Raw genomic sequence first — 24,239 nt, forward strand, 5'->3', positions numbered from 1 at the left:
CCCGAATTTAAGATTTTATGGTACGGTTAACGCAAACTGCTTACCAGCAAGCGTTTCAAACTGCGCTCGATAATTTCGCCCATGGTCTTACAACGCGAAAAAACAGCATCGTGATAATACTCTGCCAGCTCATCTCCCAACTGCTGCACCTTCTCCGGAAAAGACACCTTATCAGTCATGATCACATCACGCAGGTCTTTGATGCGGTGGCGCTGCACCTTGATACGACGCGCAATCAATGCCCGCTCTTCCTGCTGGTACTGCTTTACTACTTCAGCATTGAGGTGTTTCATCGCCAGTTCCACAAACACACGGTTCTCCTTAAAAAACTGTGGCATATACAACGTGCGGCGCCCTTCGTAAAATTGCTGGTCAAAGTCGATGGCGCGGATACGGAACTGCACATCATCAAAATCAGGGGTGATATCGATGATAAAATTATAAGACCGCATATCTCCCAGCAGCCTCACAAAACAACGCTCGTTGAACTTCACGAATTCCTTGGCAATACGTTTGGGATTAAAATCAAGCCTATCGAGGTAATGAAGAATAAACTGATCTCCCGGCACGCCGGCAATATGTTCCTCCACCAGCGTATTGCCATCAATCAAAAAGTTCATCCAGTAGGGTGATAGAATATGTTCCAGCTCCAGCCCATAAATACGGGAAGCATCGGCTACCTTGATATAGAAATAATCATATACCTCGTTGTAGTTATTGACGATTTTGATGCGGAAGGGATGCGAATTGCCAAAGGTGCAGTAGTCAATGCGTTCTATATGCAGGTGTTCTTCCGCGGTCTGGTCACCACCGGCTTTCAGGATGGAATAGATCCGCTTCAGACCGGCATGAATGGACTCCATCGTGCTCTGTGGATAAAAGACCGTTTCCCAGAGGGTATCCTTTCCTTCCTTATCATACACGGAAATGGAATGCTCGTAATAGCGCAGTTCCTGGTAAGTCAGCGGCAGCTTCACCTCCCGCTCATACAATTTAAGGTAGTTACGGAAAGCCTCGTTGATCGGAAAAAATATCTTCTTTTTGGAGATTGTCTGCATAAGACAAATTTAATCAAATCCGGACAAGCTTAGACGCAGCGGGCCCATAATAAACGCAGAGAGCGGAGGCCGCCAGACAGGTGATGTCTGATAGCCTCCGCTCCTTTATTGATGGAAGTTGCTTATTTTTTCTTTTTCTTCTCTGCTTTCGCTTTCTCCTCTCTGCACTCCGCCACTTTGCGGCATTTTTCCTGCGCGTCTACCACAGCGATGTTCACCATGTTCACGATCTGCCTTACCGTGCTGCCCAGTTGCAGGATATGCACTGGTTTTTTCATACCCAGCAGTACCGGACCGATAGCATCGAAGCCGGCCACTTCCTGCAGCAGGTTATAAGCTACGTTACCGGCGGTGAGGTTCGGGAAGATCAGGGTGTTCACTTCCTCGTTCATCAATTCGGTAAACGGATAGTTGTCTTTCAGGATTTCCTTGTTGAAAGCCATAGCAGCCTGGATTTCACCGTCAACCACCAGTTGGGGATCGCGCTGTTTCACGATTTCACGTGCTTTGGCCACCAGCTGGGCTTCCGGCGTTTGGCTGGAGCCGAAGTTGGAATAGGACAGCATCGCGATACGCGGCGTGATGTTGAAGTGTTTCACTTCTTTGGCCACCATCAGAGTGATATCAGCCAGTTCTTCCGCAGTAGGGTTGAAGTTCACCGTGGTATCCGCAAGGAACAGCGGGCCACGTTTGGTATTGATGATATACATACCAGCCACGCGTTTCACGCCTTCTTCCATGCCAATTACCTGCAGTGCCGGACGAATGGTATCCGGATATTTACGGGTAAGGCCGGAAATCAGGGCATCTGCTTCTCCGGTTTCCACCATCATGCAGCCGAAGTAGTTGCGTTCGCGCATGATTTTGCGGGCTTCGTAATGGTTAAAGCCTTTACGTTTGCGTTTTTCGAAGAAGAGGTCACCAAAAGCGTGACGTTTATCCTGCATCTCATCGCTTTTCGGGTCGATGATCACCACATCATCTATCTCGATGGAGTTCTCATGCATCAGTGAGCGGATGCGGGCTTCGTTACCCAGCAGGATCGGGAAGGCGATGCCTTCGTCGTTCACTACCTGAGCGGCTTTCAGGATTTTTATGTTGTCAGCTTCCGCGAACACGACCTTGCGGGGATCGCGGCGGGCTTTGGTACCAATCACCCTGAACAGCTGGTTGTCCAGTCCCAGGCGGTTATTAAGCTCCTGCTTGTAAGCTTCCCAGTCAGTGATAGGGCGGTGGGCCACACCACTTTCCATAGCGGCTTTCGCAACGGCCGGCGCTACTGTGCTTAACAGGCGTGGGTCCAGCGGTTTTGGAATGATATATTTAGGTCCGAAAACGATATTTCTTTCGTTGTAAGCCAGGTTCACGATATCCGGCACAGGGGATTTGGCCAGTTCGGCGAGCGCCCGTACAGCAGCCAGTTTCATGGCTTCATTGATCTGGGTGGCCCTTACGTCCAGTGCACCCCGGAAAATGTAGGGGAACCCGAGAACATTGTTTACCTGATTAGGATAGTCAGAACGGCCGGTAGCCATAATAACATCCGGTCTGGACGCGATGGCAGTATCATAGGCAATTTCCGGGTCCGGGTTGGCCATGGCGAACACGATCGGGTTTTTAGCCATGCTTTTCACCATTTCCGGTGTTACCACGTTACCTACGGACAGGCCGAGGAAAACGTCAGCACCTTTCATGGCTTCTGCCAGCATCGTTACCTTGGAAGTGGTGGCAAACTGCATGTGCCTTTCGGTAAGGTCGGTACGGGATTTATTCAGTACGCCGTCCTTATCGAACATGATGAAGTTCTCCGGTTTGGCGCCCAGTGCCACATACAGCTTCACACAAGCCATGGCAGCGGCTCCTGCACCATTCACCACTATCTTTACTTTGTCAATTTTTTTCTTCACCAGGTCCAGCGCATTGAGCAACGCTGCTGCGGAGATGATAGCGGTACCATGCTGGTCATCGTGCATTACTGGTATTTTCAATTCTTTACGCAGCCTGTCTTCGATTTCAAAGCACTCAGGGCTTTTGATATCTTCGAGGTTGATACCACCGAAAGTAGGTTCGAGGGCTTTTACCGCAGCCACAAAACTATCGGGATCTTTGGTATTCAATTCAATATCAAATACGTCGATATCGGCGAATATCTTGAACAACACTGCCTTACCTTCCATAACGGGTTTACCGGCTTCAGGTCCGATATCCCCCAGGCCCAGTACGGCGGTACCATTGCTGATCACCCCTACCAGGTTGCCTTTGGCAGTATATTTATAAACATTTTCTACATCTTTGTGAATCTCCTTGCAAGGTTCAGCAACGCCTGGAGAATAGGCCAGGGAGAGGTCCCATTGTGTTTTTGTATCTTTCGTAGGTATTACTTCGATCTTGCCCGGCCTTCCCTTTGCATGATAGTCCAACGCATCCTGCTTATTCAGTTTTCTTGCCATATAAAATAAAAAGATTGTTATTGGGCGTGCAATATACGAAGTATTACACTATACGGACTATCAAAATCCGCAGTCCCCTATCAGATATTGCGCTTTTCAACCACTAAATTTGCTTACTTTTACGCCGTTAAACATTCACAAATATCATGATACAACGCATTCAGAGTCTTTACCTGCTGTTGGCTGCCGGAGCCGGAGCCGCTACCCTGTCTTTTGATCTGTGGAACGCCAAGCTGAGCAACGGAACAGCCATAGCTGTCAACGCCTCCAGCAACTACCTGTTATTCGTGCTGTATGTGATCATCATCCTGTTAGCACTTTTCTGCGTTTTCCTGTTTAAAAAGAGAAAACTGCAGTTCCGCCTCACCATTTTCAACATCCTCTTTGCCATTGCTGCATTGGGTTACACCTATTATACCGTAAAGGAAACCGGCAATAAATTTGCCGCCAGCGGAACACCTGTTGCATCAGGCTCTTTCCAGTTTCCTGCATTCCTTCCGGTACTGGTTATCATACTGCTTTTCATGGCCGCCAGAGGCATCTATAAAGATGAGAAGCTGATCAAATCACTGGACAGACTCCGATAGGCACAAATCATTATACACTTTACCCAACAAAAAGAGGACTGATCATCACTGACCAGCCCTCTTTTTATTGGGTATATTTTCATCTCTTTTAGAGAAACTTCCCGGTATAACTTTCTTTCACTTTCTTCAATCCTTCCGGCACGCCTGTGTACAACAGGTTACCACCACCGGCGCCGCCTTCCGGCCCCAGGTCAATCGCCCAGTCAGCACTACGGATCACGTCCAGGTTGTGCTCAATCACCAGTACGGTATGTCCCTGATCGATCAGCGCGTTGAAAGAGTTCAGCAGTTTCTTGATATCATGGAAATGCAGACCGGTAGTAGGTTCGTCGAAGATAAACAGGATTTTGCCCTGCGCTTTGCCCTTACCGAGGAAAGAGGCCAGTTTCACACGCTGCGCCTCGCCACCACTCAGGGTATCGCTGCTTTGTCCCAGTTTAACGTAGCCTAAACCTACATCACTTAACGGCCGGATCTTATTGCATACGTCTTTTTCATCTTTGAAGAATTCCAAAGCCTCATCTACGCTCAATTCCAGCACTTCGTAAATATTCTTGCCCTTGTAGGTCACTTCCAGGACTTCATCCTTAAATCGTTTACCGCCGCAGCTTTCGCATGTCAGGTGTACATCTGCCAGGAACTGCATTTCCACGATCACTTCGCCTTCTCCTTTGCAGGCGTCGCAACGGCCGCCATCCACGTTGAAAGAGAAATGTTTGGGCTGGAAACCACGCATTTTACTGAGTGGCTGCTTGGCATAAAGGTCACGGATTTCGTCGTACGCTTTGATATAGGTAACCGGATTCGAACGGGAAGATTTACCGATCGGGTTCTGGTCCACCATTTCTATCTGGGTGATATCGTCCACCGCACCTTTGAGAGCTTTGTGATACCCCACTCTTTCAGCAAATTCACCTTTCAGCTTCATGAGCGCGGGGTAGAGAATTTGCTTTACCAGCGTGGTTTTACCGGAACCGCTCACTCCTGTCACCACGGTAAAGACTTCCAGCGGAAAATCAACCGTGATATCTTTCAGGTTATGCTGGCGGCAGCCTTCGAGGGTGATGGCTTTTTTCCATTTACGCAGTTTTTCCGGAGGGTCTATCCGGTAATTACCGCTCAGGTATTTACCGGTAAGGCTTTTGCCATCCTTCAGGATTTCCGGGTAGGTACCGGCGAAGATCACTTCACCACCGAGATGACTGGCCAGCGGCCCCATGTCGATGATATAGTCGGCCTCCTCCATCATTTGTTCATCGTGTTCCACGATCACCACGGTATTCCCAAGATCGCGCAGTTCTTTCAGCACATTGATGAGGCGGTGGGTATCGCGTGCATGCAGACCAATACTCGGCTCATCAAGGATGTACATGGAATTGGTGAGGTTACTGCCCAGTGTACGGGTAAGCTGTATACGCTGACTTTCGCCACCACTGAGGGTATTGGCCACCCTGTTGAGCGTCAGGTATCCTAACCCCACGTCCAGCAAGGTTTTCAACCGGTGATTAATTTCAAACAGGATACGTTTGGCTACCTGTTGATCGTATTCATTGAGCTGCAGGTTATCGAACCAGTTTTTCAGGTCCGATACCGGCATGTCCACCAGGCCTGCGATGTTACTACCGCCTATGCGGATGTAGAGCGCTTCCTTCCGCAAACGGCCGCCGCCACATTCGTGGCATACGGTACGTCCGCGGTAGCGTGCCTGCAACACACGGTATTGTACTTTGTAGAGGTTCTGCTCTACCATTTTGAAAAATTCATTCAGGCCGTAGAAGTGTTCGTTGCCGGTCCACAGCAATTGTACCTGTTCGTCTGTCAGGTCTGCTATCGGTTTATGTACCGGGAATCCGAATTTACGGGCCACTTTGATCAGCGCTTCCTTGTACTCGCCCATTTTCTCTCCTCTCCAGGGGGCGATGGCGCCTTCAAAAACGCTCAAACGTTTGTCCGGGATCACGAGGTCAGCATCAATACCGAGCACTTGTCCAAAGCCTTCACAGGTAGGGCAGGCGCCGTAGGGGTTGTTGAACGAGAAAAGGTTGGGCACCGGTTCTTCAAACTGGATTCCGTCCAGCTCAAAGCGGTTAGCAAAGTGCGTGATGCTTTTACCATCCACTTCCACGTGGCAGTCGCCTTCGCTTTCGTAGAATGCAGTCTGCACGCTGTCGGCTATACGGTGTTTATCATCTTCCTCAAAATCTTTGACAACCAACCTGTCTATCAGCACCCAGGCATCCGCAGGCACAGCTGGTTTCTTTTGTTCCATCAGTTCTTCGATGCGCAACAGGCCGTTGCCACCGGTAGATGGAGCATATAAACGGGAGAAGCCTTTCTGCATCAGGATGTTCAGTTCCTCTTTGGCGTCTCTTTTGGCGTGCCGGCGGAAAGGCACCAGCAGTAAGACTTTGCTGCCGTGTTCGAGGTTGGAGATATAGTCTACCACATCGCTCACCTCATGTTTTTTCACGAGCTGGCCGGACACAGGAGAATATGTTTTACCGATGCGGCCAAACAACAGCCGGAGATAATCGTAGATCTCTGTCATCGAGCCAACGGTGGAACGGGGCGTACGGGTGATCACCTTTTGCTCGATCGCGATAGCCGGGCAGATGCCTTTGATATAGTCCACGTCCGGCTTATTCATTCGCATCAGGAACTGACGGGCGTAGGAGCTGAGACTTTCCGCGTAGCGGCGTTGCCCTTCGGCGTACAGTGTGTCCATCGTCAGGGAAGATTTTCCCGAACCGGAAACGCCGGTCACCACCACCATTTTGTTGCGGGGGATGGAGACGCTCACATTCTTAAGATTGTGGACCCTGGCGCCTTTTATGAAGATATTGTCCTGCGGGTTAACCGGCTGAGGATCAATGACGGTTTCTTTTTTCTTAGTTTTCATTGCCATGACAGAACAAATTTACGGGAAAAGATGTTAGATGAATAGTAATTGATCAGGCAATTCATTCACAGAAAATTAACCTGAACGAAGTACCCCAAAATGGCTAAAAGCTAATCTCAAAGGGCGGAAAAGCTATTTTTATTATTTGTTTTATTGAAGTATTCTTTTATATTTGCAGAGAACCTTTTCTATACCTTGGAATAGTAACAAAATCTTTAACGCTTAAAACTGCTCATTATCGCCTAAACTCTACTCAATTAAACAACCAACAGGCTGTAAAATCTGTATTTATTTACTAACCCGTTCTAGTTGTAGAAGTTTATGCAAATAATGTACAAATTGTGCGACGAGCAGTTGATTACCCTTTTTAAGAAAGGCCATACTTCAGCATTGGAGGAATTGGTTCACCGTCATAAAGACAAGGTGTACACTTCCATTTTGTTGCTTGTTAAGGATTCCTTTCTGGCGGAAGATATTTTCCAGGACACTTTCATCAAAATCATCGACACGATCAGGGCTGAACGCTATACAGAGAAGGGAAAGTTTTTACCCTGGGCGATGCGTATTGCACACAACCTTTGTGTGGACCACTTTAGAAAGATCAAGCGCACCCCGATGATCAAAACCGGCGATGATAAAGATATCTTCGATGTACTGGGCTTCAGCGACAGCTGTGTGGAAGACAAGATCATCACCCGCCAAAGCCACGACCGCGTCCGGATCATGCTGGACATGCTCCCGGAAGAGCAGCGGGAAGTAATCATCCTACGACATTATGCAGAACTGAGTTTCAAAGAAATTGCCGATCTCACGCAAGTGAGTATCAATACCGCCTTGGGTCGTATGAGATATGGCCTGATCAATCTCCGGAAGATGATGACGGAGAAGCAAATTTGTCTATGAACGACCCTTTTTTTTGCTTGCCAGCAGCGGGCGGCCGGATGTAATGTCCGACCGCTCGTTATTTTTCAGGCAGGCCCAATTAACCTCTCTTTTTCTTAACACTTTTCAAAGATCATAGCAGCCCCTTGCCCTACGCCCACACACATGGTGGCCAGGCCATAGCGTGCTTCCGGGCGCCGTTTCATTTCATGCAGCAGTGTAGTGGTAATGCGGGCGCCGCTGCATCCCAGCGGATGGCCTATCGCGATAGCGCCACCATTCACATTCACCATATCGGGGTTGATCCCCAGGTCGCGCATACAGGCCAATGCCTGTACCGCAAAGGCTTCATTAAATTCTGCCAGCTGCAGCTGATCAATCGTAAGGCCGGCACGCTGTAAAGCCTTTTGGGTAGCTGGTACCGGTCCGATACCCATAATCGCCGGGTCTACGCCAGCCACGGCCATGGCGCGTACCATCGCGAGCGGCTTCAGGTTAAAACGTTGCAAGGCTTTCTCTGAAACAACCATCACGGCAGCCGCACCGTCATTGATACCGGAGGAATTACCGGCTGTTACTGATCCGTCTTTCGCGAATGCCGGACGCAGTCCCGCCAGTTTCTCCAGCGTCGTTTCCCGGGGATGTTCGTCCTTAGCAACCAGCACCTGCTCCTTCCCGGAAGCGGCGGTGATAGGCACCAGTTCATCGGTCCAGCGACCGGCTTTCTGTGCTTCGGCATACAGCTGCTGGCTTCGCAGCGCAAAACGGTCCTGCTCTTCTCGTCCAATCTGCCATTGCCGCGCTACATTTTCTGCTGTCTCTCCCATGGAATAGGGATGATGCATAGCAGCCAGCTGCGGATTAGTAAAACGCCAGCCGATGGTTGTATCAAAAACTTCAGCTTTGCGGCTGAAGGGGCCGTCTGCCTTGCTCATGACAAAAGGTGCGCGGGTCATGCTTTCCACGCCTCCCGCCAGGTATATCTCACCGTCGCCGCACATGATAGCACGGGATGCGTCCATAATAGCCTGCAGGCCGGAAGAACAAAGGCGGTTCACCGTATTGCCGCCTACCGTTACCGGTAAACCGGCCAACAGTGCGGCCATCCGGGCGACGTCGCGATTATCTTCGCCAGCCTGGTTGGCAGCGCCGGCGATCACATCTTCAATGGCTGCCGGATCTATGGAAGGGTTCCTGTCTATCAGGGCTTTCAGTACATGGGCCAGCATATCGTCCGGGCGGATGGTGCTCAATAAACCACCGTAGCGGCCTATGGGCGTACGTACTGCATCTACAATGTAAGCGACTTGCATGTTGACTTTGTTGATTTTGTTGTTATCTGCAATATAAAACTCTTTTTCTCGCCGCCGCTTTTTCCATTCTACGCTGCCGATAACAAGCTTTTTGCCCTTTTTCCGGTCCACCGGCCCCTCTCCCATCAATCAGTTCATATATTTAAAGAATTGACTATCATAATTTTGATTAACAAAACATTTCTTTTGCGTTGATTATCAAGCTAAAAGATGATAATCGTGGGGCTAACTGCTATTTTACCTATCTTTGCAGATGCTTTCCGACTGCCGTAAGGCAGCCATTTGCTCATATAAAGGTCAATAATGAAGTCTGACAAGAAAAATATCCGGCACTTAAGTCTGCCAACCTTACAAGAATATTTTGGGTCTATTGATGAAAAGGCCTTCCGTGCGAAACAGGTGTATGAATGGCTCTGGCTGCGTCATGCTACCAGCTTTGAAGCGATGACAAACCTGTCTAAAGACCTGCGTCATAAACTGGAGGAGAATTTTGTACTTCCTGCCGTAAAAGTGGATGCCACGCAACACAGCAACGACGGCACCATCAAAAGCCGTTTCCGTTTACACGACAATCACCTGGTAGAAGGGGTGCTTATCCCCACCGATACCCGTCAAACAGCCTGTGTGTCCTCACAGGTAGGTTGCAGCCTCAGCTGTAAATTCTGTGCTACCGGTTATATGGACCGTAAGCGTAACCTGGATTTTGACGAAATATACGATGAAGTGGCGCTGATCAATCAGCAGGCCCTGGAGCACAACGGAAAGAAGTTGACGAATATCGTATTCATGGGTATGGGCGAACCCCTGCTCAACTATAAAAATGTGCTGCAGTCCATCGAGCGGATCACCGCTCCCGACGGCCTGGGCATGTCTCCTAAACGGGTCACCGTATCCACTGCAGGCGTCGCTAAAATGATCCGCCAGCTGGGAGATGACCAGGTGCGCTTTAACCTCGCCCTGTCTTTACACGCCGCCAACGACAAGAAACGCAGCGAAATCATGCCCATCAACGATTCCAACAACCTGAAGGAATTGATTGCGGCACTGAACCACTTCTATAAGGCCACCGGCAACGAGATATCATTTGAATACATCCTCTTCCGGGATTTCAATGATTCCAAACAGGATGCTGACGAACTGATAAAAATCTATCGTCAGGTACCTGCCGACCTGGTGAACATTATCGAATACAACCCGATTGACAATGCCCGCTTCCAGAAACCTGATGCAGAAACCGCTGAGGATTTCATGGACTATCTCGCTAAAAACCGTGTGAATGCAAGGTTGCGCCGGAGCCGTGGTAAAGACATCGACGCCGCCTGCGGACAACTGGCCAATAAAGGTTAATCAGCACAATAAAAACATCTATGGGTCATGCGCGCATGACCATCAATTAATAATAATTTATGAAGAAGAAACAACCTGCTAAGAAGAGCCCGGCTCCTTTTAAAGGAAGAAAAACGGACAACACAGATAAACCGGCAGCAGGCAACCGCAACCGCTCCTCCTTTGATGGTGAAAGGCCTGGAAGAGCATCTGCAAAAGACAATGCAGGAGAAGCACCAGTTCAACGTAAGCGTACCTACAGCAATGACGGCACCGCCGGCTTCCGTAAACGCACGTCCGACAACGAAGAACAGCCTATCCGCAAACGCAGCTTTGGTGATAAAGATTTCTCCAAAGACGATAAAACCACTCCCCGCAAACGCAGCTTTGGCGATAAAGATTTCTCCAAAGACGACAAGCCCACTTTCCGCAAGCGCAGCTTTGGCGATAAAGACTCCTCCAGAGACGACAAGCCCGCTTTCCGTAAGCGCAGCTTTGGCGATAAAGACTCCTCCAAAGACGACAAGCCTGCTTTCCGTAAACGCAGCTTTGGTGATAAAGACTCCTCCAGAGACGACAAGCCCGCTTTCCGTAAGCGCAGCTTTGGTGATAAAGACTCCTCCAGAGACGACAAGCCCGCTTTCCGTAAGCGTAGCTTTGGCGATAAAGACTCCTCCAGAGACGACAAGCCTGCTTTCCGTAAGCGCAGCTTTGGCGATAAAGACTCCTCCAGAGAGGAAAGCTCTCCCCGCAAGCGTGCCTTCGGTGATGGCAAACAACCCGTACGTAAAGGATTTTCCGGCGATGATCGCAACAGCGACGAGAAACCGGCTTCCCGCAAACGCACTTACGGCGACAAAAAACCTTTCGGTAAAAAAACCGACAACTATACCCGCAAAGATGAAAGCTCCTTCCATGGAGATTTCGACGAATCAAAAGGCGCTTCCAAAAAAGAAACACCCAGCGGCTTTAACCGTAAAAAATTCTTTGACCGCACCAACGACCGGTTTACCGAAAAACAGGAAAGACGCATGGCTTCCAGAGCCTCCGGCTCTGATGATCAGGGCGTTTCCCGTAATAAAAAGGAAGCCAGGGAAAGCAAAGAAAGCACTTTCGCTCCGGGCGAAATGCCACTGAATAAATACATCGCCCACTGTGGACTGTGCTCCCGCCGCAAAGCGGTTGACTTCATCAAAGAAGGTAAAGTGAGCGTCAACGGTACGGTAGTAACAGAACCTGCTACCAAAGTCACTGGTGCAGACACGGTAACGCTGGCAGATAAAAAAATCAATCTGACTAAAAACCTGTTGTATATCCTGCTCAACAAGCCCAAAGGTTTCATCACCACCACCGATGATCCGGAAGGCCGTAAAACCGTGATGGACCTGATCAAAGATGCCACCGGTGAAGAGAGGGTATATCCAGTAGGCCGTCTTGACCGTAACACCTCCGGATTGCTGTTGCTCACCAACGATGGTGAACTGGCACAAACGCTGGCGCATCCTAAACACAACATCAAAAAAATATATCAGGTAGAACTCGACAAACCGCTTACCAAAAATGATTTTGAACAGATCGTTGCCGGTCTCACCCTGGAAGACGGCGTAGCCTATGTAGATGCATTGGGTTATGTAGATCCTAAGGACAAGAAGCAGATTGGCATTGAGATCCACAGCGGTAAAAACCGTATCGTGCGCCGTATTTTTGAGCACCTCTCCTACAATGTGGAAAAGCTGGACCGTGTGATGTATGCCGGCCTCACGAAAAAAACGCTCAACCGTGGCCAATGGCGTCATCTCAATGAAAAAGAAGTGATCCTGCTGAAACATTTTAAAAAATAACTGGTGCGATTAGAAGAGCATATTTTACTGGAAACACCTGATTTCGTTGTTGTCAACAAGCCTTCCGGCATGCTTACGCTGCCTGACCGGCATGACAACGAACTAACGTCCCTGATAGCCGTCATGAAAAAGGCTTACGGGGAAATATTCACTGTTCACCGGCTGGACCGTGACACCAGTGGCATTATCCTGTTTGCCCGTAATGAAGCGGCCCATAAGTATTTCTCCCAGCTGTTTGAAAGCCGTGATGTAGAGAAGTATTACCTTGGTCTTGTACACGGCGTACCCATGCCGGAAAAAGGTTCCATCAACGAAGGCATTATGGAGCATCCGGTGCAGAAAGGCAAGATGGTGACCAACCGCAAAGGCAAAGCGTCCCTCACAGACTATGAAGTGCTGGAATCCTTTGGTCTTTACAGCCTGGTAAGATGGCGGATACATACCGGCCGTACCCACCAGATCAGGGTACATATGAAACATCTTGGTCACCCGATTGCGGTAGATGAACTTTACGGTAGTCCTCAGCCTGTTTTATTATCTTCCATCAAGAAAAAATTCAAGCTGGGCAAACACACCGAAGAAGAAAAGCCGCTGCTGGCAAGATTGGCGCTGCATGCAGCCATGCTGGTTTTCAAGGACCCTTCCGGCAAGACGTATACCATAGAAGCACCGCTGCCAAAAGATATCCATGCTGTGGTGAACCAACTCCGGAAACACCGGTAACATTTGGTATTGAGATATTTTGATATTCAGATATTGAGGGGTTGCTACTGACGAAGAAGACACAAATCGTTTTGGTTTAATACTGGCCCGTTGGCATGATGCCGGCGGGCTTTTTTTATTTCATTATTCCAGGTGCTACGGGTTCTCCATTTTTCCGTTGTAAGTCATGCCAGTCAAGCGCCTAAACAAATAACAAACCTTCTAAATATAAAAATATGGAAATAAAAAAACGGGGAAAAATCCCCGCTTCGTAAAAATCAAAAACCAACCATTAAAAACTCTTATAGTGAAAAGCCGGTACCTGGTTGTGTGATAGTTCGGCTTCCTTGTGTTCTTTTTTATTTGTTAGGCTGTGGTGTTGTTCTCAGATAAGGCTTAATGATTTTATGGCCTTTCGGAAAACGTTCCGGTATTTCTGCGGTGGGCACTGCCGCCGTAACAATAACATCTTCTCCATCTTTCCAGTCAGCTGGAGTGGCTACGCTGTATTTAGCGGTCAGCTGCAGGGAGTCGATTACGCGTAAAACTTCGTTGAAGTTCCTGCCGGTAGAAGCCGGGTAGGTGATCGTGAGCTTTACTTTTTTATCCGGACCAATGATAAACAGCGATCTTACGGTAAATGTTTCTGAAGCGTTCGGGTGGATCATACCGTAGAGGTTGGCCACTGTTTTATCTTCATCTGCAATAATAGGAAAAGTTACGTCACATTGTTGCGTCTCGTTAATATCTCCTATCCAGCTCATATGCTTATCAAGCGGATCTACGCTGAGTGCCAGCACTTTAACGTTCCTTTTGGCAAATTCGCCATTCAGAAGGGCGGTTTTACCGAGTTCAGTTGTACAAACAGGGGTAAAATCAGCAGGATGGGAGAACAGGACGCCCCAGCTGTCACCGAGGTATTCATAGAAGTCTATTTCTCCTATTGTGGTCTTAGCTTTGAAATTGGGAGCAGTATCGCCCAGTCTTAAACTCATAGTTTCACAATTTACTTGACCAAAAATAGCATTTTCCTACAAAAATTATAGACTTTAAAGGAACTTTTTCTCTTTTTAATCGCTTTTTTTTAAGAACTGGATAAAGTAGGCCCTATTGCAGGGATTTTTTAATACGATTCTAATACAGTTACTGCCGACCGGGTACCCTCCTGGTGTAAAAAACCAGGAAGGCAGATAATAGGGAACCGGCAGGGTAGTTTTTGTGGCAGGCTGCGTGTGCAGCCTGCCTCTTCAGGGTAACAACGGATGAATCAGGGTTAAACTCAACAACGATGGCTAGGTCATAAATAGGGTTTTGGGATTAACAAACAGGGGCAAACAAACAGGATTCAATCAACGGGATTTGTAAAAAATGGAACTAACAAACAAGGATACTTCATGGGTTAAGGGGCAATGGACAAGGGTTTACAAACATCCGGATGAAAAAACGGGGTTTTCAATCAAGATGGATTTGAAAGATGTAGCTGCCAGGCATAATAGGCGGTACTGAAACTGAGATCATCGGTCAGGCCGGCTTTCACGCGGGCAGCTTCGTCTTCCAGGTCTATTTCAATAAATCCAAGGTACAGGTCATACTTGTTGCGCAGTGTCTGCAGGCATTCCTCCATTTTCTCCGTCAGCGCAGCCCGCGCTGGCGGTATGGGAGGCGTTACCGGCATCGCCACCACTTTCTGAATAAAATAACAGGCATCGTCCGCACAGATCTCCCATTCATGGTGTTCCGGCCTGCTCAGGTAGAAAATCATGTTATCAAAAACCACAGCACTCCCCAATTCTTCTTCCAGATCAATCAATTCGGGCACGTGGTGCATCGCTTCCAACTTCTTCACAATGGTCATTTGTACCGCATCATTTTTTTCCTGGCTGTACCTTAACATTGTATTCATTACTTCATAAGTAGTTACAAGATCACAAGGATACCACACGCCATCCTGCTGCACATGGCCCCATAATGTCAGATAGTTGGAATCGTCCATAATGATCTGGCCAATTGAAATGGCCTGCATTTGCATAGTTGCTGTTGTTGTATGTGCTTTACTCATAACTATCAGCTTTTGATAACAATACAAAGCTACCTGCTCCGCACGCAAGGGATTTGCGTAGTGACAACAACGTGTGAAATTTTTTTTGTCATTTCCCGCTAAAGCCCGGAAATGCGTATTTTTAAGCCTAAATTTTACGCTTGTGCCAAAAAACAAGGACGCAGTTTCGCGCTATCGCTGGATAGACGAGCGTTTGCGCAATAAAAGGCTGCCAAAACCTACCCTGGAAAACCTGATTGAATATGTATCAGACAAAATGGATGCGGCCATCTCTACCCGCACCATTCAGAAAGATATTCAAGACATGCGCCAGGACCCGGAGCTCAATTATATGGCGCCCATCGTTTATGACCGCAGCAGCCGTACGTACCGCTATGCGGACGACTCCTTCTCCATCAGCAATATCCCTATTGAGGAAGCTGACTTACAGGGGCTGGAAATCGCTATCGGCATACTCGAACAATTCCGCAGCCTGCCAGTGGTGCAGCAATTTGAAGACGCTATCCTCAAAATAGCCGCGAGCCTCAAAATGAACCGGGAAGCCCTGCAACACAAGGGGCTTATCAAATTCACCCGCACTACACAATACAAGGGTGCTCAGTTTATCCCTGATATTGTGGATGCCATCAAAAACCTGGAAGTGATCCGTATCGCTTACCAGAGCTTTGACCGCAACGAACCCAAGGAACACTGGGTGGAACCCTACCACCTGCGGGAATACCAGCACCGCTTCTACCTGATCGGTAAAAGCCAGCAAACCAGGGGCGGCGCGGTCATCACCTTTGCCCTGGACAGGGTGGTGAACCTATGGCCTACCATGAAACATTTTGATGAAAAGAATTTTGATGATGCCAGCTACTTCCAGCATGCGATCGGTATCACCGTACATGATGGCGAGCCGGAAAAAGTAGTGCTGTCCTTCTCCCCCAGGCAGGGAAATTATATTAAGTCACAGCCTATTCATTCCTCCCAGCAGGTGCTGACAGATAATAGTAAGGAGTGCCGTATAGCCCTGCAGGTTGTCATCAACCCGGAACTGACCATGCTGCTGCTGAGTTACGGCGCGCAGGTGAAAGTAATGGAGCCACAGCACCTGGCAGATAAACTGGCCACTGAAGCCAAAGAAATGATCAAACTGTATAAATAACGCAGTGCCGGGGCGCTGCGCCCCGGCCCCCACATCACTCATTACTTCGTCACCGGTTTTTCAAACAGGGAATCTGCCATCGGCTGATTCATCTCCACCCTGCTGACACGGATCTTTACGTTGCTATCCGCCGTAGATTGGTCCACCTGCGCGGGATAAGCATATCCATCTACTGTTTTCCGGTAATCAGACAAACGCGTTACCAACTCCGCCTTGCGGCCATTGATATCAATCTCATTGGTCGCCTTCACCAGGTAAAACGTATTAGCGTCCAGATAAGCAAAACCGTTGACACCTTCGGCAGTGGTCACTTTCAGCTTGTATACCGGTTCGCCGTTCAACGTATCTTTGCCTGCCAGCTCCACTTTCTTGCCTTTGCCGGCTATATCAAACAACTCCCCGGTAACATCCAGCTGTGGCTGCATCAGTTTACGGACTACCGGATCTATCTCTTCCACATTCATATTAGTGGTCACCGGCATCAACTGCCAGGCAACATCTTTACGCACCACCTGTATATTTTTGGTGTTTTGGATATCGAACTCCATCCGCATGGCTTCGTCCTGCTTTACCCATTTTCTGATAGGCACTTTCAGGCCCTGTTGTGCATCAAGGGTCATCTCTCCTTCTGTATATTGTGTTCTGATAGACTTGAGCTTGTCAGCCCCACCCAACGCGGCTGTGTACTTATCCAATATTTCTGTCAGTGTTTGGGCCTGCAGGCTGATACTGCCCATCACCATCCCTGCTGCCAGCGAAAAAACCTTTGCATATCTCATAAACGCTCGTTGATTTTTTTTGAATGAACAAAGGTACCAAAAAACGTACCCTCCTTTGGCATTCACAGGGCTATCGCTGAAAATGCCAGCTATTGCTTAGCTTTACGGCATGAATACCTATCAGATCTCAGGCAATCTTGTAGACATCCTGCAACAGGAAATTTACCCGGCCACGCTGCATATTGTGGACGGCCACATCCGGCAGATAGTTCGTAACGCCAACGACTATCCGCATTTTATCCTGCCGGGGTTTACAGATGCCCACGTACATATAGAAAGCTCCATGCTGATCCCTTCTGAGTTTGCCCGCCTTGCAGTGGTACACGGCACCGTGTCTACCGTTAGCGATCCTCATGAAATAGCCAACGTCATGGGCGTGGAAGGTGTGCAGTTCATGCTGGACAATGGTAAAAAAGTTCCGTTTAAATTCAACTTCGGCGCTCCCTCCTGCGTGCCCGCCACCGTCTTCGAAACAGCCGGCGCCACAGTGGACGTGGCCGACATCGAGCAACTGCTGCAACGCGACGATATCAAATACCTCACGGAAATGATGAACTTCCCGGGTGTACTGCACCAGGACCCGGACGTGATGGCCAAAATAGCAGCTGCCCAAAAACACAACAAGCCCGTAGACGGCCACGCACCGGGACTTCGCGGCGAAGCAGCCCGGGCATACATTGCAGCCGGCATCAGCACCGACCACGAATGTTTTACGCTGGAAGAAGCACAGGAAAAAATAGATTACGGCATGCATGTGCTTATCCGTGAAGGCAGCGCCGCCAAAAACTTTGAGGCCCTGATACCTCTCCTCCACCATCACCCGGAAAAAATCATGTTCTGTAGTGATGACAAACACCCGGACAACCTTGTGGAAGGGCATGTCAATCAACTGGTGAAACGTGCACTGGCACATGGCATCGACCTGTTTAAAGTGTTGCGCGCCGCCTGTGTAAACCCTGTATTGCACTATGCGCTGAACACCGGGCTGCTGCGGGAAAACGATCCTGCCGATTTTATCATCACCGATAATCTCAAAGATTTTAACATTCTCGCTACCTATATCGACGGTATCAAAGTGGCTGAAAACGGTAAGACGCTCATTCAACCGGTAGATACGCCGGCGGTGAACAATTTCGTGTGTCAGCCCTCATCCCCGGTGGATTTCAAAGTACCCGCCACCGGGAATAGCGTCACGGTGAAAGTAATGGAAGCCATGGACGGCCAGCTGATCACCAATGCGCTACAGGCCACCCTACCGGTACAGGATGGCCACATCGCCTGCGACACCCAACAGGATGTGATCAAACTGGTAGTGGTGAACCGCTACCGGCAGGCGCCGCCCGCCATTGCCTTTATCCGCGGCTTTGGCCTGCAACGTGGCGCCATCGCCTCTTCCGTGGCACATGACAGTCACAATATCATTGCCGCCGGTATCGATGATGCCAGCATCTGCGCAGCCATCAACGGTGTGATCGCTCACCGCGGCGGTATCAGCGTAGCAGAAAATGAAACCGTACAAGTGCTGCCCCTGCCGGTGGCCGGGCTTATGAGCAACCTCGACGGCTATACGATTGCGGAGCAGTACAGCCATTTCGATCAGGCAGCCAAGCAGCTGGGCTCTACGCTTGCTTCTCCTTATATGACCCTGTCTTTCATGGCCCTCCTGGTGATCCCTCACCTGAAACTCAGTGACCTGGGCCTGTTTGACGGTGATAAGTTTGCATTTACTACGGTAGAGGCGTAAAACGATAATTATTTTGATCCATAAAACCCAGGGCTAAAGCCCTGGGCTACGATGTTGTTCAGGCTTTCAAGGGGCATGATTTTTTAATGTAAGACAAGCAGCAATAGCACAAGCACTATGACAGAGTTATAAGCCTTAGGCTACGATGCTCAAGTTTTCAGAGCAACATGATACCACATCCGGGACTTTCGCGTGTTATGGGCTAAAGCACCGAATATAATACTCACATTACCTAACGGATTTGAAAAACATCGTAGCCCAGGGCTTTAGCCCTGGGAATTATGGATATCAACAACAACGGCTGCCCTAAGAGAGCAGCCGTTGCTATTATATATCACAATTCATTATTGACTAATCCAGAGCGCACCATTGACAGAGTCCCGCTCCGCGCCTGTTACAGAAGAAAGCACGTTCACCTCCTGTCTCCACCTCAAAGCACCTATCAGCGCCATCACCAGTGCTTCTTTGAAGCCGACTGTCAGTTCATCGGGCACTTCCACTTCAATACCCAGCGGCGCCAGTTGCTGACGGAGGGTATCCACGAGGAAAGTATTGAAGGCGCCACCACCTGTTACCAGCAATTTAGCAGGACCTTCCGGCATGGCTGTTTTCAGCTGACCGGCAGCCTGCGCGATCTGTGTGGCAATGTGTTCTGTATAAGTACGCAGTTTACCCTGTACGGATATACGCAGTTCATTGACCATAGGCAGCACCGTATCTGTACCAAAATCATTGGCCAGCGATTTAGGCCATGGCTGCTGGTAGTAGGGCAATGCATTCAGTTGGGCCAGCAGTCCGGCATCGGTCACGCCGCCGGCAGCCAGTTTGCCGCCATCATCATATGGTTTGTTGAGTTGCAGGGCCAGCTCATTGAGCACCCTATTGGCCGGGCAGATATCGAATGCCACAAAGCCTTCCGGCAGTTCCGCGGAGATATTGGCAATACCGCCCAGATTGAGCCAGAACTGGTAACCACCCAGCAGGTATTTCTCCCCGATAGGTACAATCGGTGCTCCTTGTCCGCCCAGCGCTACGTCTACCGCGCGCAGGTCAGTGATCACCGGCAGTTTGGTTACCGCCGCCATGGCCGCGCCGTCACCCAGCTGGGCCGTCATTTTCTGACCTGGCAGATGGAAGGTCGTATGTCCGTGGGAAGCTATAAAATGTACTTTATGGTCCAGTTCATTTTTTTCGATGAAAGACAGGATACGCTGTCCGGTGTAATGACCGTATGCTGTATGCAGCAGCAGGTATTCCTTTGCAGGCAGTGTAGTAGCGGCGGCCAGCTTTTCTACCCATTCCGGCTCATAAGGCAGGCTTTCCGAAGCCTTGATGACATAAGTCCATTGTCCCCTGATTTCCGTCAGCTCAGCAAAAACAATATCCAGTCCGTCCAATGAGCTACCGGACATGGTACCTATTACGTTGTATACCATTCAACTAAAATTTTGGCAAAGGTAGGATTTCCCTTCGGGTAATTTTTTTTAACCCGTTTATGGAATCTCTCACATTCCCTGCATCATGCCGGCAGAAAATATCCATATTATGCAGAAATACCTCTCCCTACTATTGTTAAGCTGCCTGATGGTTATCGAGGCAGCTGCGCAATCACGCGTTATTACCGGACGCGTACAGGACAAAAGCTCTCAGGCCGCCATCCGTAATGCGGTGGTCCGTGTAAAAGGCACCGACTATATGGCGGCCAGTGACAAGAACGGCCAATTTACCCTGAAAGCCCCATCCGGCGCATTAACCCTTGAAGCCATTGCCGCCAATTACAAGAATGCGGAAATGCAGATTACAGCCGGCCAATCATCCGTTGTTTTTAACATGAAGCCCGTTGCCCCTGTTGCGCTGCACAATGACGACCGGGCACTTCAGGAAGTTGTGGTCAATGCTTATGTGGCACCTGTAGCACCGTCACCGGTATCAACACCTCCGGTGACACAAGCTTTGGCCGGTAAAGCAGCCGGAATGGTAGTGGCCCATAGTAACGTTAAACGCCGCATGACCTCTCCGGTAGCGGCAGGCCGTTTTAACACGGAAGACTACAGCTCCATCAATGAAAACATTTTCCATGCTGCCACGGAGCAACCGCTGAGCACTTTCAGCATCGATGTGGACAGAGCATCCTACAGTAATGTGCGCCGTTTTCTGAACCAGGGCGTGCTGCCTCCACAGGATGCAGTACGTGTAGAGGAGATGATCAATTATTTTGACTACAACTATAAGGCGCCTACCGGTAAAGACCCGGTATCTATTTATACGGATATGGCGGTATGCCCCTGGAATACCCGCCACCAGCTGGTACGTATTGCCCTTAAAGGCAAAGCCGTGGATGCCCGTGAGCTGCCTCCTTCCAACCTGGTGTTTCTGGTAGATGTTTCCGGGTCCATGGATGAAGAGAACAAACTGCCACTGGTAAAACGCGCCTTCGCAGCGCTGGTGCAGCAATTGCGCCCACAGGACCGCGTAGCCGTGGTGGTGTATGCCGGTGCTGCCGGTGTGGTATTACCATCTACCAGCGGTAGTGAGAAAAAGAAAATACTGGAGGCTATGGAATCCCTGCAGGCAGGTGGTTCCACCGCAGGTGGCGAAGGCATCATGCTGGCTTATAAGATCGCTACCGAGAACCGCAGCGCGAAAAGCAACAACCGCGTTATCCTGGCCACAGACGGCGATTTCAACGTAGGTGCGTCCAGCGACGGCGAGCTGCAACGGATCATAGAAAAAGAAAGGCAGCAGGGCGTTTTCTTGTCCGTGCTGGGCTTTGGCATGGGCAATTACAAAGACAATAAACTGGAACTGCTGGCCGATAAAGGCAATGGCAACTACGCGTACATCGATAATTTCGAAGAAGCCCGCCGCACCTTTGTGACCGAATTTGGCGGCACGCTCTTCACCATCGCGAAAGATGTGAAGTTACAGGTGGAATTCAATCCCGCTTTCGTGCAGTCGTACCGGTTAGTAGGCTATGAAAACCGGATGCTGGAAAATGAAGACTTCAATAATGATAAAAAAGATGCCGGTGATATGGGCGTAGGTCATACAGTGACCGCCCTGTATGAGATCATTTCGGCTACAGATAAAGCAGGCAAGGGTGTCAACTGGGTAGACCCGCTGAAGTACCAGCAAAACACCGTTGTTGGTAACCTGCCGGAAGTGCTGACCGTTAAGCTGCGGTATAAGTTGCCCGATGAAGACAAAAGCCAGCTGATGCAACAGGTATTGCCGTACAACAGGCAGCAGATCACAGCAGCATCGGAAGATTTCCGTATGGCCACTGCTGCTGCGGCTTTCGGGCAACTGTTGCGTAACTCTGCCTTTAAAGGCGATATTACTTATAATGAGGTGTTGCAGCTGGCGGCTTCTGCCAAAGGTGAAGACAAAGAGGGGTACCGGGCAGAATTCATTCAGCTGGTGAAAAAAGCCCAGCTGGTCAATAAGGATAAGGACCAGGAATAGGTTACATATATTTTCGGTAATTTGCCGCTTCAAAGCGAAGCAGATATATGATAATCAATTTAAGTGAAACAAATTCGCTGGTAGGTGAATGGCTGAGCGAGATCCGGAATGTGGATGTACAGCAGGACCGTATGCGTTTCCGGCGTAATATGGAAAGGCTGGGCGAAGTGGCCGCCTATGAGATCAGCAAAACGTTGGAGTATGTGGAGAAAGAGGTGACCACCCCCATGGGTATCGCCAATTGCAGGGTGCTGAAAACACAGCCGGTGCTGGCTACCATCCTGCGGGCAGGGCTGGCACTCCATCAGGGTTTGCTGCATTATTTTGATAAAGCTGACCATGCGTTTATCTCCGCTTACCGCAAACATAATCACGATGGTTCTTTCGATATCAGCCTGGAATATGTGAGCAGTCCTTCCATTGACGGACAGGTGTTAATCCTCTCCGATCCCATGCTGGCAACGGGTTCCTCCCTGGTAAAAACCATTGAGCATCTCGAAGAAATCGGGAAACCCAGTCATATCCACCTGGTAGTAGCTATTGCCTGCACCGTGGGAATTGAATATGTGCTGCGCAATACCAAAGCCAATATTACCATCTGGGCCGGAGATATTGATGATGAACTGACTGCCAAAGGTTATATCGTACCGGGCCTTGGCGATGCCGGGGACCTGGCTTTCGGAATTAAACTACAACAATAATCCGGTTCCGGCGTTTAATACTAGGAATTTTCGAATACAGCTTACGGATTTAGCGATTTATATTATGTGGGTATATCACACGATTTTACACCATAATCTAAATTGTTAAATCCGTAAATTTATTATAACGATAGGCATCTAGTCCCGTATTAATCTTTTTACACATGGATTTAATTTGAAATATAACATATTTGGTGTACCTTCACCCTTACTGCATAAACCCTATGCTTTAAGCTTATCTTATGAAAAGAGCTTTACTATTCTTGACCATATTCTTATGTTTTAATTCATTGCGGGCGCAAGACCCGCACTTTTCGCAGTTTTTCGCCTCTCCGCTTACCCTTAACCCGGCCTTTACAGGTTTATTTTCAGGCGATTACCGTATATCTGGCAACTACCGTTCCCAATGGCGCAGTATCTCTACGCCTTTCGTGACCGGCACCGCTGCCATTGACTTCGGTATCCTGAAAAATGTCATCTCTTATACAGACATCTGGGGAGTAGGTTTGATGGCCATGTACGACAGAAGCGGAGGCGGGGCGCTTACCTCCACCTATCTTTCTGCCAGTACGGCCTATCATAAAGGCCTGGACCCGGAAGGGAACCACACCATCGCCATCGGCTTACAGGGAACACTGGTACAGAAGCGGATAGACAACACCAAACTGCAGTTCGAAAACCAGATGGATAACAACGGTTATAACCCGCTGATACCCAGTAACGAAACGCTGGTCAACCCGAAAATTTCCTACTTCGATCCCAACATCGGGATCTTGTATAATGGCCTGATCGGCGAATCGTCCAATATCTACCTGGGCGCCTCGTATTATCATATTACCCAACCCGTAGAATCCTTTATGGACCAGACCCAGAACCGCCTCAGCTACCGCTGGACCATACATGGCGGTGGCTCGGTACCGGTAAACGGGAAGGACCGTTTTCATACCAGCGTCCTCTATATGAAACAGAGCACCGCTTCTGAATTCACGTTTGGCGGCGCGTATGGCTTCACCCTCAGCGAAGTGGAAGAAAACAATCCCACCGTTCTTTTCCTCGGTAGCTGGTACCGCCTGAAAGATGCGGTCATTCCTTATGTAGGTATGCAATTCAAAGGTTTCCAGGTAGGCATGACCTACGACACCAACGTATCCAGTCTGCGCCCGGCGTCCAATGCGCGCGGCGGTCTGGAGATATCATTGATCTACATCCACACCCGGAACGAGAACAACAAATACAAGACTTTGTGTCCCCGTTTCTAACAACAGCGTCTGTCACCTGATCATATA

The 24,239-nt window shown here is 49.2% G+C and carries 18 protein-coding genes; 10 read left to right on the forward strand and 8 right to left on the reverse strand.

Annotation, left to right across the window (positions count from 1 at the left end):
• Positions 1 to 26: 26 nt before the first annotated feature.
• On the reverse strand, positions 27 to 1,058 hold the full coding sequence (locus HHL17_RS00740; protein ID WP_169222909.1) for a hypothetical protein: 1,032 nt from the start codon (positions 1,056 to 1,058) through the stop codon (positions 27 to 29).
• 122 nt (positions 1,059 to 1,180) lie between these two features.
• Entirely contained in the window at positions 1,181 to 3,508 is a 2,328-nt protein-coding gene (locus tag HHL17_RS34010) for an NADP-dependent malic enzyme (protein WP_169222910.1), read from the reverse strand.
• Positions 3,509 to 3,654: 146 nt separating this feature from the next.
• Between HHL17_RS34010 and HHL17_RS00750 the strand changes: the two genes are divergently transcribed.
• Positions 3,655 to 4,095 carry a DUF4293 domain-containing protein gene (locus tag HHL17_RS00750; protein ID WP_169222911.1) on the forward strand — a complete coding sequence of 147 codons (441 nt, stop codon included), beginning with the start codon at positions 3,655 to 3,657 and terminating at the stop codon, positions 4,093 to 4,095.
• An 88-nt stretch (positions 4,096 to 4,183) separates the two neighbouring features.
• On the opposite strand, the gene uvrA is transcribed toward HHL17_RS00750, so the two are convergent.
• Positions 4,184 to 7,000: an excinuclease ABC subunit UvrA gene (uvrA, locus tag HHL17_RS00755; RefSeq protein WP_240975061.1), complete on the reverse strand. Its 2,817-nt coding sequence runs from the start codon at positions 6,998 to 7,000 to the stop codon at positions 4,184 to 4,186.
• Positions 7,001 to 7,324: 324 nt separating this feature from the next.
• On the opposite strand from uvrA, the gene HHL17_RS00760 reads away from it, so the two are divergent.
• Positions 7,325 to 7,897, forward strand: a complete 573-nt coding sequence (locus tag HHL17_RS00760; protein ID WP_078670126.1) for an RNA polymerase sigma factor — start codon at positions 7,325 to 7,327, stop codon at positions 7,895 to 7,897.
• A 95-nt stretch (positions 7,898 to 7,992) separates the two neighbouring features.
• On the opposite strand, the gene HHL17_RS00765 is transcribed toward HHL17_RS00760, so the two are convergent.
• Positions 7,993 to 9,189, reverse strand: coding sequence for a thiolase family protein (locus HHL17_RS00765; protein ID WP_169222912.1), 1,197 nt, complete (start codon positions 9,187 to 9,189; stop codon positions 7,993 to 7,995).
• Positions 9,190 to 9,492: 303 nt separating this feature from the next.
• On the opposite strand from HHL17_RS00765, the gene rlmN reads away from it, so the two are divergent.
• The 3 genes from rlmN to HHL17_RS00780 are packed head-to-tail and all read left to right on the forward strand — an operon-like array spanning position 9,493 to position 13,079.
• Complete coding sequence (gene rlmN / locus HHL17_RS00770) at positions 9,493 to 10,536, forward strand: 23S rRNA (adenine(2503)-C(2))-methyltransferase RlmN (RefSeq protein ID WP_169222913.1); 1,044 nt, start codon at positions 9,493 to 9,495, stop codon at positions 10,534 to 10,536.
• 59 nt (positions 10,537 to 10,595) lie between these two features.
• On the forward strand, positions 10,596 to 12,356 hold the full coding sequence (locus HHL17_RS33510) for a pseudouridine synthase (RefSeq protein WP_240975062.1): 1,761 nt from the start codon (positions 10,596 to 10,598) through the stop codon (positions 12,354 to 12,356).
• 3 nt (positions 12,357 to 12,359) lie between these two features.
• Complete coding sequence (locus HHL17_RS00780) at positions 12,360 to 13,079, forward strand: RluA family pseudouridine synthase (protein ID WP_169222914.1); 720 nt, start codon at positions 12,360 to 12,362, stop codon at positions 13,077 to 13,079.
• Between the two features lie 338 nt (positions 13,080 to 13,417).
• On the opposite strand, the gene HHL17_RS00785 is transcribed toward HHL17_RS00780, so the two are convergent.
• Both HHL17_RS00785 and HHL17_RS00790 read right to left on the reverse strand, forming a co-directional pair.
• Positions 13,418 to 14,053, reverse strand: a complete 636-nt coding sequence (locus HHL17_RS00785; protein WP_078670122.1) for a peroxiredoxin — start codon at positions 14,051 to 14,053, stop codon at positions 13,418 to 13,420.
• Positions 14,054 to 14,514: 461 nt separating this feature from the next.
• Positions 14,515 to 15,117 carry a hypothetical protein gene (locus tag HHL17_RS00790; RefSeq protein WP_169222915.1) on the reverse strand — a complete coding sequence of 201 codons (603 nt, stop codon included), beginning with the start codon at positions 15,115 to 15,117 and terminating at the stop codon, positions 14,515 to 14,517.
• Between the two features lie 142 nt (positions 15,118 to 15,259).
• Here HHL17_RS00790 and HHL17_RS33800 point away from each other — a divergent pair, with 142 nt between their 5' ends.
• Entirely contained in the window at positions 15,260 to 16,264 is a 1,005-nt protein-coding gene (locus tag HHL17_RS33800; protein ID WP_169222916.1) for a helix-turn-helix transcriptional regulator, read from the forward strand.
• A gap of 41 nt (positions 16,265 to 16,305) precedes the next feature.
• Here the strand turns inward: HHL17_RS33800 and HHL17_RS00800 are convergent, their stop codons facing one another.
• Positions 16,306 to 17,043 (reverse strand): LolA-like protein, encoded by a 738-nt coding sequence (locus HHL17_RS00800; protein ID WP_169222917.1) that lies wholly within the window; start codon positions 17,041 to 17,043, stop codon positions 16,306 to 16,308.
• Between the two features lie 109 nt (positions 17,044 to 17,152).
• Between HHL17_RS00800 and ade the strand changes: the two genes are divergently transcribed.
• A complete protein-coding gene (gene ade / locus HHL17_RS00805; RefSeq protein ID WP_169222918.1) occupies positions 17,153 to 18,787 on the forward strand; it encodes an adenine deaminase in 1,635 nt (544 codons plus the stop codon).
• A 344-nt stretch (positions 18,788 to 19,131) separates the two neighbouring features.
• Here ade and HHL17_RS00810 read toward each other — a convergent pair whose 3' ends face one another.
• Positions 19,132 to 20,223, reverse strand: coding sequence for an anhydro-N-acetylmuramic acid kinase (locus HHL17_RS00810; protein WP_169222919.1), 1,092 nt, complete (start codon positions 20,221 to 20,223; stop codon positions 19,132 to 19,134).
• Between the two features lie 109 nt (positions 20,224 to 20,332).
• Here HHL17_RS00810 and HHL17_RS00815 point away from each other — a divergent pair, with 109 nt between their 5' ends.
• From HHL17_RS00815 to HHL17_RS00825, 3 genes are all read left to right on the forward strand, one after another.
• Positions 20,333 to 22,252, forward strand: coding sequence for a YfbK domain-containing protein (locus HHL17_RS00815; RefSeq protein ID WP_169222920.1), 1,920 nt, complete (start codon positions 20,333 to 20,335; stop codon positions 22,250 to 22,252).
• Positions 22,253 to 22,299: 47 nt separating this feature from the next.
• On the forward strand, positions 22,300 to 22,953 hold the full coding sequence (gene upp / locus HHL17_RS00820; protein WP_169222921.1) for a uracil phosphoribosyltransferase: 654 nt from the start codon (positions 22,300 to 22,302) through the stop codon (positions 22,951 to 22,953).
• Positions 22,954 to 23,195: 242 nt separating this feature from the next.
• Entirely contained in the window at positions 23,196 to 24,212 is a 1,017-nt protein-coding gene (locus HHL17_RS00825; RefSeq protein ID WP_169222922.1) for a PorP/SprF family type IX secretion system membrane protein, read from the forward strand.
• Positions 24,213 to 24,239 lie beyond the last annotated feature (27 nt).

Origin of the sequence: Chitinophaga fulva, from assembly GCF_012927205.1 — a bacterium.
Classification (GTDB): Bacteria; Bacteroidota; Bacteroidia; order Chitinophagales; family Chitinophagaceae; genus Chitinophaga; species Chitinophaga fulva.